This is a genomic window from Streptomyces olivaceus, from assembly GCF_000721235.1.
Lineage (GTDB): Bacteria > Actinomycetota > Actinomycetes > Streptomycetales > Streptomycetaceae > Streptomyces > Streptomyces olivaceus.
Map to the genome: position 1 here is coordinate 18,827 of NZ_JOFH01000008.1, position 17,014 is coordinate 35,840.

13 protein-coding genes are annotated in these 17,014 nt (G+C 73.6%); 4 read left to right on the forward strand and 9 right to left on the reverse strand.

Annotated features, from left to right (window positions below):
- Positions 1-472: 472 nt before the first annotated feature.
- Both IG94_RS0111050 and IG94_RS0111055 read left to right on the forward strand, forming a co-directional pair.
- On the forward strand, positions 473-1,408 hold the full coding sequence (locus tag IG94_RS0111050) for a class I SAM-dependent methyltransferase (protein ID WP_078892259.1): 936 nt from the start codon (positions 473-475) through the stop codon (positions 1,406-1,408).
- 136 nt (positions 1,409-1,544) lie between these two features.
- Positions 1,545-2,156 (forward strand): hypothetical protein, encoded by a 612-nt coding sequence (locus tag IG94_RS0111055; protein WP_031034069.1) that lies wholly within the window; start codon positions 1,545-1,547, stop codon positions 2,154-2,156.
- Positions 2,157-2,241: 85 nt separating this feature from the next.
- Here IG94_RS0111055 and ffh read toward each other — a convergent pair whose 3' ends face one another.
- The 5 genes from ffh to nsdA all read right to left on the reverse strand — a co-directional run bounded on the left by ffh (position 2,242) and on the right by nsdA (position 9,948).
- The gene (gene ffh, locus IG94_RS0111060; protein WP_031034071.1) at positions 2,242-3,792 is read right to left on the reverse strand and encodes a signal recognition particle protein; all 1,551 of its coding nucleotides are present in this window, start codon (positions 3,790-3,792) and stop codon (positions 2,242-2,244) included.
- Between the two features lie 118 nt (positions 3,793-3,910).
- Positions 3,911-6,358, reverse strand: coding sequence for a [protein-PII] uridylyltransferase (locus IG94_RS0111065; protein ID WP_031034073.1), 2,448 nt, complete (start codon positions 6,356-6,358; stop codon positions 3,911-3,913).
- 88 nt (positions 6,359-6,446) lie between these two features.
- Entirely contained in the window at positions 6,447-6,785 is a 339-nt protein-coding gene (locus IG94_RS0111070; RefSeq protein ID WP_031034076.1) for a P-II family nitrogen regulator, read from the reverse strand.
- Entirely contained in the window at positions 6,782-8,128 is a 1,347-nt protein-coding gene (locus IG94_RS0111075) for an ammonium transporter (protein ID WP_031034079.1), read from the reverse strand. Before IG94_RS0111075 ends, IG94_RS0111070 begins: the two co-directional genes overlap by 4 nt.
- A 314-nt stretch (positions 8,129-8,442) precedes the next feature.
- Positions 8,443-9,948 carry a transcriptional repressor NsdA gene (nsdA, locus tag IG94_RS0111080; protein ID WP_031034081.1) on the reverse strand — a complete coding sequence of 502 codons (1,506 nt, stop codon included), beginning with the start codon at positions 9,946-9,948 and terminating at the stop codon, positions 8,443-8,445.
- 446 nt (positions 9,949-10,394) lie between these two features.
- Here nsdA and IG94_RS0111085 point away from each other — a divergent pair, with 446 nt between their 5' ends.
- Complete coding sequence (locus tag IG94_RS0111085) at positions 10,395-11,066, forward strand: bifunctional DNA primase/polymerase (protein ID WP_031034090.1); 672 nt, start codon at positions 10,395-10,397, stop codon at positions 11,064-11,066.
- Positions 11,067-11,279: 213 nt separating this feature from the next.
- Here IG94_RS0111085 and ftsY read toward each other — a convergent pair whose 3' ends face one another.
- Positions 11,280-12,488, reverse strand: a complete 1,209-nt coding sequence (gene ftsY / locus IG94_RS0111090; protein WP_031034093.1) for a signal recognition particle-docking protein FtsY — start codon at positions 12,486-12,488, stop codon at positions 11,280-11,282.
- A gap of 214 nt (positions 12,489-12,702) precedes the next feature.
- Between ftsY and IG94_RS0111095 the strand changes: the two genes are divergently transcribed.
- Positions 12,703-14,157, forward strand: coding sequence for a cytosine permease (locus IG94_RS0111095; protein ID WP_031034095.1), 1,455 nt, complete (start codon positions 12,703-12,705; stop codon positions 14,155-14,157).
- Positions 14,158-14,281: 124 nt separating this feature from the next.
- On the opposite strand, the gene IG94_RS0111100 is transcribed toward IG94_RS0111095, so the two are convergent.
- The 3 genes from IG94_RS0111100 to IG94_RS0111110 are packed head-to-tail and all read right to left on the reverse strand — an operon-like array spanning position 14,282 to position 16,925.
- Positions 14,282-15,511 (reverse strand): beta-ketoacyl-[acyl-carrier-protein] synthase family protein, encoded by a 1,230-nt coding sequence (locus tag IG94_RS0111100; RefSeq protein WP_031034097.1) that lies wholly within the window; start codon positions 15,509-15,511, stop codon positions 14,282-14,284.
- Entirely contained in the window at positions 15,508-15,759 is a 252-nt protein-coding gene (locus IG94_RS0111105; RefSeq protein ID WP_031034100.1) for an acyl carrier protein, read from the reverse strand. Before IG94_RS0111105 ends, IG94_RS0111100 begins: the two co-directional genes overlap by 4 nt.
- The gene (locus tag IG94_RS0111110) at positions 15,756-16,925 is read right to left on the reverse strand and encodes an NAD-dependent epimerase/dehydratase family protein (protein WP_063763378.1); all 1,170 of its coding nucleotides are present in this window, start codon (positions 16,923-16,925) and stop codon (positions 15,756-15,758) included. The genes IG94_RS0111105 and IG94_RS0111110 overlap by 4 nt, the downstream gene beginning before the upstream one ends.
- Positions 16,926-17,014: the final 89 nt, after the last annotated feature.

A 17,014-nucleotide genomic window follows, 5' to 3' on the forward strand; every position in this document is an offset into this window, starting at 1 on the left:
GGCAAGCGGGACGCGGGGGCGCGCAAGGGGCGTTTCGGCCGCGGTCGCGCGGGAGGCCGGCCGCCCGGCCGGACGTGCCGGCTGACGCGACGTTACCCGGTGGACCCCCGGCGTGCGGCACCACCCTGCCGCCCGCCGTGTCGGCCCTCCGCGCGGTGGCCGACCGGGCACGCCGCCCTTGGCCGGAACCGTTCCGCCGGCCGGGCGGCCATGCGCAGTCGTCGCCGACGGCACCATCAGGCCAACCGGCCCGGGACGCGCAAGGGTGCGACCGGGGTGCCCGGCGGTCGGGCCGCGTTACCGGCAGGTGAAATCTCGCCACGGACGGGGAGGTCGGACAAACCGGCTCCCTCTACCACTGGACGCCACGGCGAGCCCGGAGTTTCCTGGCATACGGGGGGAGTGCGAGCGCACTGCACGGGGGCCATGGAATCGGGCACGGCGGCAGAACTCGGCGATTGGGGCGCTTCCTATGACACCTACGCTCGTGCGGCAGCACACACCTCACGCGGGGGCGGCCCCCCACGTGGACCTGCGGGCACGCGCGCGTGACTGGTCCGAGATCCAGGAACGGATGCTCGTACCGCTCTACGAGGCCGTCTACGAGCGCCTCGACCTGGGCGACGGCACCCGGATGCTGGGCCTGGAGTGCGGTTCCGGCCTGGCCCTGCTGATGGCCGCCGCGCGCGGCGCCACGGTGACCGGCGTGGACTCCCGCTCACCGGAACTCCTGACCCTCGCCCGGCGACGACTGCCGTCCCGGACACCCGGAGCTCCCGGCACGCCCGAGGTCCCTCCCGGCACGCCCGGGATCCCGGAGGGCCCGCGACCGCACGGCGCGCGGGGCACCGGCACGCGGGGCGGCACCGCACGGATCGTCGAGGGCTCGCCCGGGGACGCCATGGACCCGTCGGCACCGGCCTTCACCCTGGTGACCGCCTTCGAACCCATCGGATGCCTCGCGGGCGACTCGGACGGCCTGGGCGCACTGCTCGACGGGGCGGCGCCGCTCGCCGCCCGGGGAGCGGCCGTGGTGCTCGCCGGCTGGGGCCCGCCCGAGCGGTGTGCCACGACGTCGGTGCTGCGGGTGGCGACCCGGCTCGCGGACCCGCTGCGCAGCGCAGGCAGCTGGCGTCCCGCCCTGCGCGACGACCTGGAGGAGGTCGCCCGGCGGACCCGGCTCCGGCCCGACGGCTCGGGACGGGTGGCCTGCCCCTTCGGCTACGCGGACGCCCGCAGCGCGGCGCGCGGACTGCTGTCGACGGGACTGTTCGACGCGGCGATCGCGGCCGCCGGGCAGGAGCAGGTCGACAAGGAACTGGCGGAGGCCCTTCATCCGTACCGGCGACCGGACGGCACCGTGTGGATGCCGAACGTGTTCCGCTACCTCATCGCCCGGATTCCCTGAGTGATCGCTCCGACGCAGATGTGAACGATGTGAAGAAGCGGGTCCGGAGCATATTCCGTTTCCCCTGGTGGATCATGCCCCTCTAGGGTGATCCACCGTTCGGGGGAAACCCACATCTGCATATCAGGAGCCTGTAGTGCCGCACCACAAGACCGCACTGCGCCTCGCCGCGCCCGTCGCCGTCCTCGCCCTGGCCCTCACCGCCTGCGACGGCGGGGACGACGAGAGCGACACCGGCGCCGACGCCAAGAGCCCGGCCACCGCCGAGGCGTCGCCGTCGCCCTCCGAGGCCGCCTCGGGCGGTGAGCTGGCCGAGGGCGAGAGCGCGACCGGCAAGGTCGCGGAGGACCCCGGCGAGGTCACCTTCGACGTCGTGGCGCAGAAGGTCGACGTCGGCACCGAGGCGGAGGCCGCGAAGACGGTGGCCGACGCCGCGGACGCCAAGGGCAAGGTGCTGGCCACCGCGTACCTCAAGTACACGCACAAGAGCGGACCGGCCCTGACCGAGAACTCCGACGTGCACGACGGCGCGACGGTCTTCGCCGACGGGCAGCGCGGCGGCGTCCTCATCGGCGCCTCCGAGGACGCGGCGGGCTGCGAGGACCCCTACGACGTCGAGAGCTGGAAGCAGGGCGAGAGCCACGTCTTCTGCGAGACCTACGTGATCCCCTCCGGCGCGTCGAGCGTGGAGGTCCACTGGTCGGAGGAGGACGGCGACCCTTACATCTGGAAGTTCGCCCAGAAGTAGTCGCTGAGCAGGACGACCAGCAGCGGAGTCACCCTCCGTACAGCCGTGCGGGTATCCGGCCGTCGCGGCTGTACGGAGCGGGCCGTCAGCCCATGAACTTCTTGAACTCCTCCGGCAGTTCGAAGTCCTGACCGCCCTGCTGCGGCAGACCGAGGGCGCCTCCGCCCTGCGCGGCGGCGGCCCGGCGGGCGGCCTCCTCCTGCTCCTGCTGCTTGCGCTTCATCGGGTTGCCGGAACGCTGCTTGCCCTTGGCCTTCTTCTGCTGCTTCTTCTGCCGGCCGGGCCCGCCGCCCATGCCCGGCATCCCCGGCATCCCGGGCATGCCGCCGCCCTGGGCCATGCGGGACATCATCTTGCGAGCCTCGAAGAACCGCTCGATCAGGTTCTTCACCGCGCTGACGTCGACACCGGAGCCCTTGGCGATCCGGGCGCGGCGCGAGCCGTTGATGATCGTGGGCTCCTGGCGCTCCCCCGGGGTCATCGACTTGATGATGGCGGCCGTGCGGTCGACGTCGCGCTCGTCGAGGTTGTTGATCTGGTCCTTCATCTGCCCCATGCCGGGCAGCATGCCGAGCAGCTTGGAGATGCTGCCCATCTTCCTGACCTGCTCCATCTGGGCCAGGAAGTCGTCCAGGGTGAAGTCCTGGCCCTTCTTGGACGCCAGCTTGGAGGCCATTTTCTCGGCCTCTTCCTGGCTGAACGTCTTCTCCGCCTGCTCGATCAGGGTGAGCAGGTCACCCATGTCGAGGATGCGGGAGGCCATCCGGTCCGGGTGGAAGGCGTCGAAGTCCTCGAGCTTCTCGCCGTTCGACGCGAACATGATGGGCTTGCCGGTCACCGAGGCGATCGACAGGGCCGCACCGCCGCGGGCGTCGCCGTCGAGCTTGGACAGCACCACGCCGTCGAAGCCGACGCCGTCGCGGAAGGCCTCCGCGGTGTTGACCGCGTCCTGGCCGATCATCGCGTCGACGACGAAGAGGACCTCGTCGGGGCTGACGGCGTCGCGGATGTCCGCGGCCTGCTGCATCAGCTCCTGGTCGATGCCCAGGCGGCCGGCGGTGTCGACGATGACCAGGTCGTGGACCTTGGTCCTGGCGAACTCGATGGAGTCCTTGGCGACCTTGACCGGGTCGCCGACGCCGTTGCCCGGCTCGGGCGCGTAGACCGCGACGCCGGCGCGCTCGGCGACGACGCTGAGCTGGTTGACGGCGTTGGGGCGCTGGAGGTCGCAGGCCACCAGGAGCGGCGAGTGGCCCTGCTCCTTGAGCCAGCGGCCCAGCTTGCCCGCGAGCGTGGTCTTGCCCGCACCCTGGAGACCGGCCAGCATGATCACGGTCGGCGGCTGCTTGGCGAAGCGCAGGCGGCGGGTCTCGCCGCCGAGGATGCCGACCAGTTCCTCGTTGACGACTTTGAGGACCTGCTGGGCCGGGTTGAGCGCCTTGGAGACCTCGGCGCCCATGGAGCGTTCCTTGACCTTCTTGATGAAGGCGCGGACGACAGGCAGGGCCACGTCGGCTTCGAGCAGCGCGATGCGGATCTCGCGGGCCGTGGCGTCGATGTCCGCCTCGGACAACCGGCCCTTGCCGCGGAGGTTCTTGAAAGTCGCGCTGAGGCGGTCGGAGAGGGTATCGAACACGGCGGCGTAGGTCCTCGCGTCGGCGTCGGGTGGGTCGCCCTCCAGGGTATCGGGCCCGGCAAGCAAATCGTCCCTGCCCGCCGCAAAGGACGGGCAGGGCCCGACAGACCCCGCGAGGTCACCCCCGCAGTGACTCCTCCAGCTCCCGGGCCACGGCCGCCGCCTTGTCGTCCGGCAGCGGTGCCCTCGCCTCCTGGGTCACGTAGAACGCGTCCACCGCGTTCGCCCCCAGCGTGCTGACGTGCGCGCTGCGCACCCGCACCCCGGAAGCCTCCAGCGCCCGTCCGATGCGGAACAGCAGCCCCGGCGCGTCCTGGGCGCGGACCTCGATCACCGTGGCCAGCCGGGAGGCGGCCGGGGCGACGCGCACGCGTGGCGGGGGTGGTGCCACTCCCCGGCGCCGGGGGTGCGCGGCGTCCCGCTCGGCGAGCCGGGCGGCGATGTCCAGGGTGCCGTCCAGGGCCCTGACCAGGTCGGCCCGCAGCCGGGCGGCCTGCGGAAGGGAGCCGTACTCGGCGGCGACCCGCCAGTCCAGGAGCAGGACGGAACCCTCGACGCCGTCCGGCAGCGGCAGGGACCGCAGCTCGGCGGTGCGGACGGTCAGCCGGTGCGTCGCCAGGACCCCGGCGACCGCGGGGAGCACACCCTCCTGGTCGGGTACGGCGATCAGCAGCTCCACGCCGAGCGGCTCGGGACCGGCCGCACCCGGGGGCTCGGCCGCCGGTTCGGTCCGGGCCCGCAGCGCCAGGACCGGCCCGCCCGTGCGGAAGGCCTCGACGGCGAGCCGCTCCTGCTCGGCGGTGGGCGCGGCGGCCGCGGGTTCCTCCGGCTCGTCTCCCGCCAGCACCGCCGCGACGCGTTTCACCAGGTCGGCGACGAGGGAGCCGCGCCAGGACGACCAGGCGGCCGGCCCGGTGGCCAGCGCGTCCGCCTCGGTCAGGGCGTGCAGCAGTTCCAGGGTGTGCTCGGAGCCGACCGCGTCGGCGACCGCGCGCACGGTGGCCGGGTCGTCGAGGTCGCGCCGGGTGGCGGTCTCGACGAGCAGCAGGTGATGGCGTACGAGGGTGGCGAGGACGGCGACGTCCGCGGGGGCGAAGCCGATCCGGGCGGCCACGTCCCGGGCGATGGTCTCGCCGGCCACCGAGTGGTCGCCGGGCCAGCCCTTGCCGATGTCGTGCAGCAGCGCGGCGACCAGGAGCAGGTCGGGGCGGTGCACGCGGCGGGTGAGGCCCGCGGCGCGGACGGCGGTCTCGATCAGGTGCCGGTCGACGGTCCACAGGTGCACGGCGTTGCGCTGCGGGCGGCAGCGGACCCGCTCCCAGTCGGGCAGGAGCCGGGTGACCAGGCCCTCGGCCTCCAGCGCCTCCCAGACCTGCACCGTGGGCCGGCCCGCGCCGAGGAGGGTCACCAGCTGCTCCCGCGCCTCGGCGGGCCAGGGGGTGGGCAGGGGGCGCGCGGTGGCCGACAGGTGCCGTACGGCGTGCAGGGAGAGCGGGAGTCCGGCCTGTGCGGCGGCGGCCGCGGCCCGCAGGGGCAGGACGGGGTCGCGTTCGGGGCGCGCGGTGCGGGCGAGGACCGCCTCGCCGTCCTGCTCGACGACGCCCTCGGCGAGCGGGGTGCGCTCGACGACGCGTTTCCCGCCGTTCATCATGGCGCGCAGTCGCGGCCGTACGGAGCGTGCGCGCAGGACGCGCCCGACCTCGCGCCAGGTGACGTCGCCCGCGTAGGAGATGACGCGGGCGGCCTCGTAGACCTGCCGCAGCAGCGCGTCGGCGTCCAGCAGGCCCAGTTCGGCGGCCACCTGGTCCTGCTCCTGCAGCGCGAGCCGGTCGGTGGCCCGGCCCGTCGCCAGGTGGAGCGCGTCGCGGACGTCGAGCAGTCGGCGCCGGGCGTCGGCGAGGCCGTCGCGCGGGGCGTCGGCCAGCCAGGAGGCGGCGACGGCGCGCAGGGCGGTGGCGTCGCGCAGGCCGCCCCGGGCCTCCTTGAGGTCGGGTTCGAGCAGGAAACGCAGCTCGCCCTGGCGCTCGGCCCGTTCGGCGCACAGGTCGCGCAGTTCGGGGAGGCGTCCGGCGGCCTGGTTGCGCCAGTCGGCGAGGACGGCGGTGCGCAGGGAGGCGGTGAGTGCGCGGTCGCCGGCGAGGTGGCGGGCGTCCAGGAGGCCGAGGTGGACCTTCAGGTCCTCGCCGGCCGTCCTGCGGGCCTGTGCCGGGGTGCGGACGGAGTGGTCGAGGTCGAGGCCGAGGTCCCAGACGGGGTACCAGAGGCGGTCGGCGAGGGCGGCGACGGCCTTGGCGTCGCTCCCGTCGTGCAGCAGGAGCAGGTCCAGGTCGCTGCGCGGGGACAGCTCGCCGCGCCCGTAGCCGCCCACGGCGACGAGGGAGGCTCCGCCGCGCCCGGCGCCGCCCGCGTCGAAGAGGCCGGCCAGCCAGTCGTCCGTCAGCGCGGCGAGGGCGGCACGGCGCGGCGGCCCGGACCGCGCCCCCTCGGTGAGGAGGCGCAGCCGGGCCGCCGCGTAGCCGCCGGGTCCCGAGTCCTCTGCTTCGTGCGTCACTTCCGTACTCGTCACCCGGCGACTCCTGTTCCGTTCCCGTGCCTCTCGGCCTCCTCGGCGCCGCCGCGGGGTTTCCCCGGCGTCGCTCCCGGAGGCCGTCGTCTCAGAGCGCGTCCGGCCCGCGCTCGCCGGTCCGCACCCGTACGGCGGTGTCGACGGGGACCGACCAGACCTTGCCGTCGCCGATCTTGCCGGTGCGGGCCGCCTTCACGACGACCTCGATCAGCTGCTCGGCGTCGTCGTCCTCGACCAGGACCTCGACGCGGATCTTGGGCACCAGGTCGACGGTGTACTCGGCGCCCCGGTAGACCTCGGTGTGGCCGCGCTGGCGGCCGTAGCCGCTGGCCTCGGTGACGGTCAGGCCGTGGACTCCGAAGGCCTGGAGGGCCTCCTTGATCTCGTCGAGCCGGTGGGGCTTTACGACGGCGGTGATGAGTTTCATGCGTCCACCTTCTTGCTCGCGGCCGGCGCCGTCGCGGAGGCGGCCGGTGCGGCGGTCGTCCGGGAGGCGCCGCCGCCGGCGCCGCTGTAGTCGTAGGCGGTCTCGGCGTGCTCGGCCTGGTCGATGCCGGACACCTCGACGTCCTCGGCCACGCGCATGCCGATCGTCTTGTCCAGCAGGAAGGCGAGGACGGCGGAGACGACCAGGGAGTACGCGAGCACTCCGAAGACTCCGGCGCACTGCTTCCAGAACTGGTCGAGGCCGCCGCCGTAGAAGAGGCCCTCAACGTCGGACTGCCCCTTGCCGCTGGCGAAGAAGCCGATGAGCAGCGAGCCGAGGATGCCGCCGACGAGGTGGACGCCGACGACGTCGAGGGAGTCGTCGTAGCCGAAGCGGTACTTCAGGCCGACGGCCATGGCGCAGACCACGCCGGCGATGACGCCGACGGCGATGGCGCCGAGCGGGGAGACGGCGCCGCCGGCCGGGGTGATGGCGACCAGGCCGGAGACGGCGCCGGAGGCCGCGCCCAGGGTGGTGAAGGCGCCGTGCCGGATCTTCTCGTAGGCGAGCCAGCCGAGGACGGCGGCGCCGGTGGCGACCTGGGTGTTGACGAACATCAGCGCGCCGACGCCGTCGTCGTTGCCGAGCCAGGACCCGGCGTTGAAGCCGAACCAGCCGAACCAGAGCAGGCCCGCGCCGAGCATGACCAGCGGGAGGCTGTGCGGGCGCATCGGGTCCTTCTTGAAGCCGACCCGCTTGCCGATGACGAGGATCACGCCGAGCGCCGCGGCACCGGCGTTGATGTGCACGGCCGTACCGCCGGCGAAGTCGATGACGCCCAGCTCGAAGGCCCAGCCGCCGGCGCCCCAGACCCAGTGGGCGACGGGGAAGTAGACGACGGTGGCCCACAGGGCGATGAACAGCGCCCAGGCGGTGAACTTGACGCGGTCCGCGAGGGCACCGCTGATCAGGGCCGGGGTGAGGACGGCGAACATCAGCTGGAAGACCACGAACACGAACAGCGGGATGGTGGTCCCGTCCCACAGCTCGGTCAGGCCGATGTCGCTGAGCCCGATCCAGTCGGAGTTCCAGCCGACGACGCCGCCGGCGTCGGTGCCGAACGCCATGGAGAAGCCGTACAGCACCCACAGGACGGTGACGATGCCGAGGCTGATGAAGCTCATCATCAGCATGTTCAGGGTGCTCTTGACGCGGACCATGCCTCCGTAGAAGAAGGCCAGGGCGGGCGTCATGAGCATCACCAGCGCGGAGCAGATGAGCATGAAGCCTGTGTTGGCGGCAGAGAGCTCCGTCTCTGCGGCGAGCGTGATGGCTGGGGCCATCGGCGTCTCCTCGTCGTTGGTACGGCCCCGTGCGGGCGAAGCCTGGGCGGGACTGAGGGGCGGGCCGGTTATGCGCCACGACATTGGCGCAGCGCGGTTTCCGCGGACGCCCCGCGTTGTTTCGCCGCCGTGACGAAGGCGCCGTGCGTGTTACGCGTGGGTGAACGGCCGGACACGGCCCCGCGCGGTGGTGGTCGCGGCGGGGCGGCCCGTACCGGGACGCGGACCGGCCGCGGCGGCCTCCTGATGACCTGGCATGGGGGAGCCGAGTCGGGCAGTTCGGGAGGGCCGGCCGCGGCCGGGGTCGGTGGGTGTCAGACCGCTTCGGCGGTCTCCGGCAGCTCGACGGCGAGCCGCTCGGTGAGGTCGACGACCTCGCCGAGGTCGCCGAAATCGCGTACGGCCGTGTCGACGGTCTTGCGGATGCGGGTGTTGACGCGTTCGGAGCGGACTTTCCTGGCGAGGCCCATGGCCTCGACGGCCAGGGCGGTGCTCTCCTCGGGTTCGCGGCGCAGCAGGTGCACGGTGGCCATGCCGATGAGGTTGAGCGCGTAGGAGCGCTGGTGTTCCCCGTCCTCGGCGAACAGCTCGACGGCCTTGCGCATCAGGGGCTCGGCGAGGGAGGCGTAGGTGGGGCTGCGGCCGGCGACGTAGGCGAGGTCGCGGAAGGAGTGGCTGTTCTCGCCGTGGAGCTCGGCCTCGGAGAAGAAGCGGATCCAGTCGGGGTCCGGCTCGTCCCACTCATCGGCATCGGCGAAGGTGTCCTCGGCCATGCGCACGGCGCGCTTGCAGCGGCCGGGCTGCCCCATGTTGGCGTAGGCGCGGGCCTCCATCGCGTACAGCATCGACTGGGTGCGGGGGCCGGCGCAGTCGCGGCTGCCGTACTGCGCGAGGTGGACCAGCTCCAGGGCGTCGTCGGGCCGGCCGAGGTGGATCATCTGGCGGCTCATGCTGGAGAGGACGTACGAGCCGAGCGGCCGGTCCCCCGCTTCCTTGGCGGCGTGCAGGGCGAGCACGAAGTACTTCTGGGCGGTGGGCTGGAGCCCCACGTCGTACGACATCCAGCCGGCCAGCTCGGCCAGCTCGGCGGCGACCTTGAAGAGCTTGGCGCGGGTGGCCTCCGGCTGGGGTTCCTGGAGCAGGTCGGTCACCTCGTGCAGCTGGCCGACCACGGCCTTGCGGCGCAGGCCGCCGCCGCACTGGGCGTCCCAGCGGCGGAACATCACCGCGGTGGACTCCAGCAGCTCCAGCTCGGGCCGGGACAGCCGGCCGCGCGAGTGGGAGTGGGAGGCGGGCGCGGTCTCGCGGGCGGACGCCGGGCCGGCGGAGGGGGCGGGGACGAGCCAGCGCTGCATCGGTTCGATGAGGGACGGGCCCGCGGAGAGGGCCAGCGAGCTCCCGAGGAAGCCGCGCCGCGCCAGCATGAGGTCGCTGCGCGAGAACTCGCTGAGCAGGGCCACGGTCTGCGGGCCCGTCCAGGGGAGGTCGACCCCGGTCGCGGAGGGCGTGGGGCGGGTGGAACGCAGACCCAGGTCCTCGACGGAGACGACGACGCCGAAACGCTCGGAGAACAGCTCGGACAGGATGCGCGGGATCGGTTCGCGCGGGTTCTCGCCGTCGAGCCAGCGGCGCACCCGGGAGGTGTCGGTGGAGATGTGGTTGGCGCCCAGCTGGCGGGCCCTGCGGTTGACCTGGCGGGCCAGCTCGCCCTTGGACCAGCCGCTGCGGGCGAACCACGAAGTGAGCAGCTCGTTCGGGCGCTTGTCGGGGTGCGACGCGCTGCCCGCGCTCGTACCGCTTCCGCCGCCGTTGCCGCTCACTGGAACGCCCCCATCCCTGAGACCACCTGTCGCCGAGTGCGCCAAGCCCTATCAGAATGCCGGTGGTTGAGGCCTTCCGTCCGGCGCTTGCCACCCTTCGAACGGAAAACCGATTTGCCTCGGGCATACCCAGATGCGCATGTGCCCCGCGGCTCCATGCACACAAAGTAGTCCCGCGATCACTCTTCCAGCCATGGTGATTGCAGAATCGCCACCATTCGCCACCCCTTCGAATGAACTGGCGACGACCGGTACGCGATTCACTTGACATAGGCCGGTCAAGTACCGGTGTACCGGTGCACACCGGGGCGTGCGCGGTCGGACGCACCACCCCGGAGTGCTTCGACTCGCTGTCTGAACCGCGCAGGACTGGGGAGTTGGAAGCACAGAGTCACGTTTCACGTCCGCTGCGTAACCGCCGTTGAATCGGATCCGTTGGAGGGGGCATGGGCTTCACGATCGGCATCGGCAGCAGTCGGGGCATGCGCGAGCTCCGGTCCGGTGCGCGCCGCCGCGGCCGCGCCTGCGAGGGCACCACCGTGGCCGAGTTCACCGCACTGTGGGGCTGGGACGTGGTCCCGGGCGCCCGGGCGGCGTCCGGCGCCTGCTCCTGCGGCCGCCCCGACTGCCCCGCACCGGGCGCGCATCCGCTGGACTTCGCGCCGCGGGTGCCGGCCGGGGCGACCCTGGGCGAGGCGAGCGAGGCGTGGGCCCAGCACCCGGGCGCCTCGGTGATGCTGCCGGTCGGACGGTCCTTCGACGTCATCGAGGTGGCGGAGCCCGCGGGGCTGCGGGCGCTGGCCCGCCTGGAGCGGATGGGCCTCCCGCTCGGTCCGGTCGCGGCGACGCCGCAGGGCCGCGCCCACTTCTTCGTCGCCCCCGGCGCCGCCGCCGAGCTGCCCCGCCTGCTGTACCGCATGGGCTGGGACGACCCGTCCGCCCTCGACCTGCGCGGCCTCGGCCCCGGTACGCACGTCACGGCCCCGCCCTCCGACCGCGGCGGCCTGGGCCGGGTGCGCTGGCTGCGGCCCCCGGCCCTCGACTCGGCCACCCACCCCCCGGCGGCCCGGCTGCTGCTGGGGACGCTGGCCTACGTGGCCCACCGCTCGCGGGCGTAGCGGGTTCGCGGGCGTAGCGGCTTCGCGGGGTTACTGGGCTACTGGGCTACCGCAGCAGCCGCCGGGAAGGCTTGGCCTGAGCGTCGGGAGGGCGAAGCAGGCACCGCGGAGTGGTTTCGGCTACCGCACACGGCGAAGCGCCCGTCCCCCGGCAGGATCCGGGGAAGCGGGCGCTTTCGTTCGCCTGGGCCGGCGGTCACTCGTCCCGGCGGTTCACTCGCCGATGAGGGCGTCCACGAACGCCGCCGGTTCGAAGGGCGCCAGGTCGTCCGCGCCCTCGCCGAGCCCGATCAGCTTGACCGGCACGCCCAGTTCGCGCTGCACGGCGACCACGATGCCGCCCTTGGCGGTGCCGTCCAGCTTGGTGAGCACGATGCCGGTGATGTTCACGACCTCGGCGAAGACCCGGGCCTGGATCAGACCGTTCTGGCCGGTGGTGGCGTCGAGCACGAGCAGCACCTCGTCCAGCGGCGCGTGCTTCTCCACGACGCGCTTCACCTTGCCCAGCTCGTCCATGAGACCGGTCTTGGTGTGCAGGCGGCCGGCGGTGTCGATGAGCACGACGTCCGAGCCCATCTCCTTGCCCTCCTTGACCGCGTCGAAGGCCACGGAGGCCGGGTCGCCGGCCTCCGGCCCGCGCACGGTGTGGGCGCCGACCCGCTCGCCCCACGTCTGCAGCTGGTCGGCGGCCGCGGCGCGGAAGGTGTCGGCCGCGCCGAGGACGACGCTGCGGCCGTCGGCGACCAGGACGCGGGCGAGCTTGCCGGTGGTGGTGGTCTTGCCGGTGCCGTTGACGCCGACGACCATCACGATGCCGGGCTTGCCGGTGGCGGGCTCGGTCTTGACCTCGCGGTCCATGTCGGGGCCGACCAGGGTGATCAGCTCGTCGCGCAGCAGAGCGCGCAGCTCCTCGGGCGTGCGGGTGCCGAGCACCTTGACGCGCTCGCGCAGCCGCTCGACCAGTTCCTGGGTGGGCTGCACGCCGACGTCGGCGGTGAGGAGGGTGTCCTCGATCTCCTCCCAGGTGTCCTCGTCGAGGTGCTCCCGGGAGAGCAGGGTGAGCAGACCCTTGCCGAGGGCGTTCTGCGAGCGGGAGAGGCGGGTACGGAGCCGGACCAGACGGCCGGCGGTGGGCTCGGGAACCTCGATCTGCGGGATCTCGAGCTCTTCGACGACGGGCGGTTCCTCGACGGTGGCGGTGCCGCCGTCCGGGAGGTCGACCTCCTCTATCGTCCGGCGCGTTTCGTCACGCGGGGTCTCGGACTCGTCGCCGACGTGCGGCTCGGCCGGAGGGGCGGTGATGTCGGGCGTGACGGGGGGCGGCGGAGGCAGCTGCTTCTTGCGGCGGGAGCCCACGACCAGCCCGCCGAGCGCGCCGATCACGACCACGGCGATGACTACAGCAAGGATGACGATTTCCATAACGCCCCCAGTATCAGTCATCGGCTCCGTCGGCACCCTCCTTGTCGCTTCCTCCAAGGGACAAAGGCCCCTGGAGGGCAGGAGTCGGAGCAAAGTACAGTGGGTGACGCCGCTTCAACGCGCGTAGAGTCCCGACCGTTCCCTCTCCCCCCTCTCTCCCTTCTCCCTCACGACCGCCCTCTCCCTCCCCCACGATCGAGGCACGGACCCCCGCATGAGCAAGACCGCCGAGAACGAAGGCGCCCTGGAGACCCGTGGCATCGAGCAGGTGCCCGACCACGAGCGCACCGCCCGGATCCGCGACCTGTTCCCGACCTGGGTCGGCGCCAACATCAGCGTGCTGCTGCTCACGATGGGCGCGAGCCTCGTGGTGGCGTACCACCTCAACTTCTGGCAGGCCCTGGTCGTGGCGGCCGCGGCGCCGGTCGTCTCGTACGGGCTGGTGGGGCTGATCGGCATCGCAGGCAAGCGCGGCGGGGCTCCCGGGATGGCGCTGTCGCGGGCGGTGTTCGGTCAGCGGGGCAATCTGCTGCCGGGTTCGCTGATCTGGGTCGCCCGGTGGGGCTGGGAGACGATCAACGCGGTGACCGGCGCCTACGCCCTGCTCACCGTGCTGGACATCGTCTTCGGCATCCGTGCCGACAGCGTGCTGGACCTGGTGACGCTGCTCGCCTTCGTCGTGGCGACGTTCGCGATCTCGGGGCTGGGCATCAACGCCGTACAGAAGTGCAACAAGTACGCGGCGTACCTCTTCGGCGCCTTCTCGGTGCTGGTCCTCGGCCATCTGGTCGCCGACACCGACTGGTCCGCGGTGTTCGACCGGCCGGCCGGATCGGTGGCCGCGATGATCACGGGCGTGGGGCTGATCGCGGCGGGCGGCGTCAGCTGGATCCCGTCCGCGCCGGACTTCACCCGGTACCTGCCGCGTACGGCCTCTTCGAAGGGGATCGTGGGCGTCACGGTCGGCGGCGCCGGCATCGTCGTACTGCCCATGGTCCTGATGGGCATGATCATGGCCGTCTCCACGCCCGACCTGGCCTCGGCGGCCGACCCGGTCTCCTTCCTCGGCGAGATCCTGCCGACCTGGCTCGCGGTGCCCTATCTGCTGATCGCGCTGATCGGCATGCTGCTGATCAACTCGATGTCGATGTACTCGGCCGGCTTCACCGCGCAGACCCTGGGCATCAGGGTCCCGCGGCACTGGGCGGTCTCGGTCAACGCCGCGATCTCGCTTGTCTTCGGCGGGGTGCTGATGCTGGTGGCGACCAGCTTCATGGGCTCCTTCATCGCCTTCCTGTCGCTGCTGGCGGTCGCCTTCTCGGCCTGGGTCGGCGTGTTCGGCGCGGACCTGCTGCGCGGCCGGGAGTACGACGGCGCGGCCCTCGCCGACACCGGCCGCGCCAGCGCCTACTGGTACCGCGGCGGCTTCTCCCCCGCCGCCGTCGCCGCCTGGGCGGTGGGCCTGGTCGCCGGTCTGATGTTCACCACGTCCGACTGGTTCACCGGTCCCCTCGCCGCGAACAACGTCATCGGCGAGTACGGGCTCGGCTGGGTGGCCACGGTGGTGATCTCCGGACTGCTGTACGCCGTGCTGCCGAAGCCCGCGGTGGCCGCCCCGGCCGCGACGACCGCCGGGCACCCCGAGCGGTCGGAGACGGCCTCCGTCTGAGGCATCCGCGGCGCCGGAGACGCTGTTCTGTCCGACGCGCCCGCGGCGCCGGAGGCGGTGTTCTGTCCGACGGCGCCCGCGGAGCCGGAGGCGGTGCTCCGTCGAGGCGCCCGCGGCGCGCGGCTCACGGGCGGGTCAGCGCCAGGACGACGTTGTGCCCGCCGAAGCCGAAGGAGTGGCTGACCGCGGCGCGGACCTCCTGGTCGCGGGGCGCCTTCACGACGCAGTCGAGGTCGAGCCCGGGTGCCGGTGCCTCCAGGTTGGCGATCGGCGGGACGCGGCGGTGCTGCAGGGTCAGCACGGTCAGCGCGGCCTCGATGCCCCCGGCGGCGCCGAGGCTGTGCCCCAGCACCCCCTTGGCCGCGGTGACACTGGGCCGGTGCGGCAGGACCCGGGCGATCAGGGCCGCCTCGGTGGCGTCGTTGAGCGGCGTGGAGGTGCCGTGGGCGTTGACGTGGTCGACGTCCAGCGGGTCGAGGCCCGCCTCTGCGAGCGCGGTGCGCAGGGCGGCTTCCGCGGCGCGTCCGTCCGGGGAGGGGGCCGTGGGGTGATGGGCGTCGGAGGTGCTGCCGCAGCCCGCGAGCAGGGCGCGGGGCGGTCTGCCGCGGGCGGCGGCGTCGGCGGCGCGTTCGAGGACCAGGACGCCGGCGCCCTCCGCGACGACGAAGCCGTCCCGGTCGGCGGCGAACGGCCGGGAGGCGCGGGCGGGGTCGGTGCCGCGTTCGGAGAGGGCGCCCATCCGCCAGAAGCCGGTGGTGGACAGGCGGCTGACGCCCGCTTCGACGCCGCCCGCCACGGCCACGTCGCACAGGCCGGCGGCCAGCAGGTCGCGGGCCAGGGCGAGGGCGGTCGCTCCGGAGGCGCAGGCGGTGGCGGGGGCGAGGCCGATGCCGCGGGCCCCGAGGTCGATGGAGACCTCGCCGGTGCCGAGGTTCGGCAGGACCAGGGGGATGGCGAGCGGCGAGACGAAGTCGGGGCCACGCTCCTCCAGGCGCCGGCCCTGCTCCTCCCACTTGTCCACGCAGCCCATGCCGCAGCCGAGGATGGTGGCGACGCGGGCGCCGTCCCAGTCGGCGGGCCGGAGCCCGGCGTCGTGGACGGCCTCCCGGGCGGCGACGACGGCGAGCTTCGCCGACCGTCCCATGCGCCACGACCGGCGTCCGACCCGCCGGTCCAGCTCGTCCTCGGTCAGGGGGACGCGACCGGAGAAGTCCACGGGCAGGCCGGCGAGGGCGGGGTCGGGGGCCGCGGTGCCCTCCCCGGCGCAGACCGCGTCCCAGGTCGCGTCGACGCCCTCGCCGCCCGGGGTGACGAGGCCGAGCCCGGTGACCGCGACGGCGGTGCGCGGTGTCACTGCGTGGCCACCGACTGGGCCCGCAGGGCGTCGAGGTGCTCCGTGACCTGCGCGAGGGTGGTGGTGCGGGTGGCGTGCTCCTCGTCGACCCGCACCTCCAGGCGTTCCTGGAGGATGAGCGCGAACTCGGCGAGGGCGAGGGAGTCCAGTTCGAGCTGTTGGAGGGTGCGCTCGGGACTGATCTCCGCGTCCGGGATCTGGAACGTCGTCGTCAGCACGGAGCGGATCACGTCGTAGGTGTCGGTCATGGGCGGGCGGTTCCCTTCTCGGTGCCGGTGACGGCGGGGTGCGCGGGCGGGGACGGAGGCGTGCGGCCGGGCAGGAGCCGGGCGAGGGTGTCCGCGCCGGACGCGGGACGCCCGGCGGCCTCGAACGCCTCCCGGACGCCGTCTGCGAAGCCGAGCGGCGGCGTGAACCCGAGGCGGGTGCGGGCGGCGGTCAGGTCGAACCAGTGCGGGTGTACGAGTTCGGCGACCAGGAATCGGCTGAGGCCGTGCGTGCCGGTGCTGCCCAGCAGCCGGTCGGCCGTCTCGCGCACGGCCGCGGCGGCGTGGGCGACGCCCGCGGGCACGGGCCGCCAGGCGGCGCGGACGCCGGCGGCGGCGAGCAGCAGGCCGACGACGTGCCGCAGCGGCAGTGGCTCGCCCTGCGCGACGAAGTAGGCCCGGCCGCCGACGGGGCGCCCCCGGTGGAGGTGGTCGAGGGCGAGCAGGTGGGCGTGGGCGGCGGTGCGGACGTGGGTGGTGTCGACGAGGTTGGCCCCGTCGCCCGGCATCACGAGGCGGCCCCGGCGGACGGCGCGGGTCAGGGCGGGCAGGAAGTGCGGGTCGCCCGGCCCCCAGATGATGTGCGGGCGCAGGGCGAGGGTGGCGAGGGCGGGACCGTGGGCGTTCAGGACGAGGGTCTCCGCGACGGCCTTGGAGTGCGGGTAGGCGGCCAGGTACCGCCCGGGGCGGGGCAGCAGTTCGTCGGCGTTCTCCAGTCCCCCGGGCCGGAAGGCGACGCTGGCGGTCGAGGTGTGGACGAGGGTGCGCACCCCGAGCCGGCGGCACCGGTCGAGGACGGTGCGGGTGCCGTCGACGTTGGTGCGCCAGTAGGGGGCCGGTGGTCCTCCCGCTCCCGCGAGGGCCGCGTTGTGCACCACGGCGTCGCAGCCGTCGAGCGCCCGGTCGACGGCGGCCGGGTCGGTGAGGTCGCCGTGGACCTGGCGGACGCCGAGCCGCGTCAGCGCGGCGCTGGGGCGGCGGCTGAGGGAGACGGTCTCGGTGCCGCGCGCGACGAGCTGCCGGCAGATCTCGGCACCGAGGAACCCACTGCCACCGGTGACGAGGACCCGCACGGGCACGGGGGCCTCGGCCGGGGCCACGGGGACCTCGGCCGGGACCGGGGCGAGTACGGAGCCCTCCGCCGGCACCCGTCCGGACCCGGAGTCCCCCGGCGCCCGTCCGGACCCGGAATCCCCCGGCACCCGGGCAGACGCGGAAGCCTCCGCCGAGACCCGGG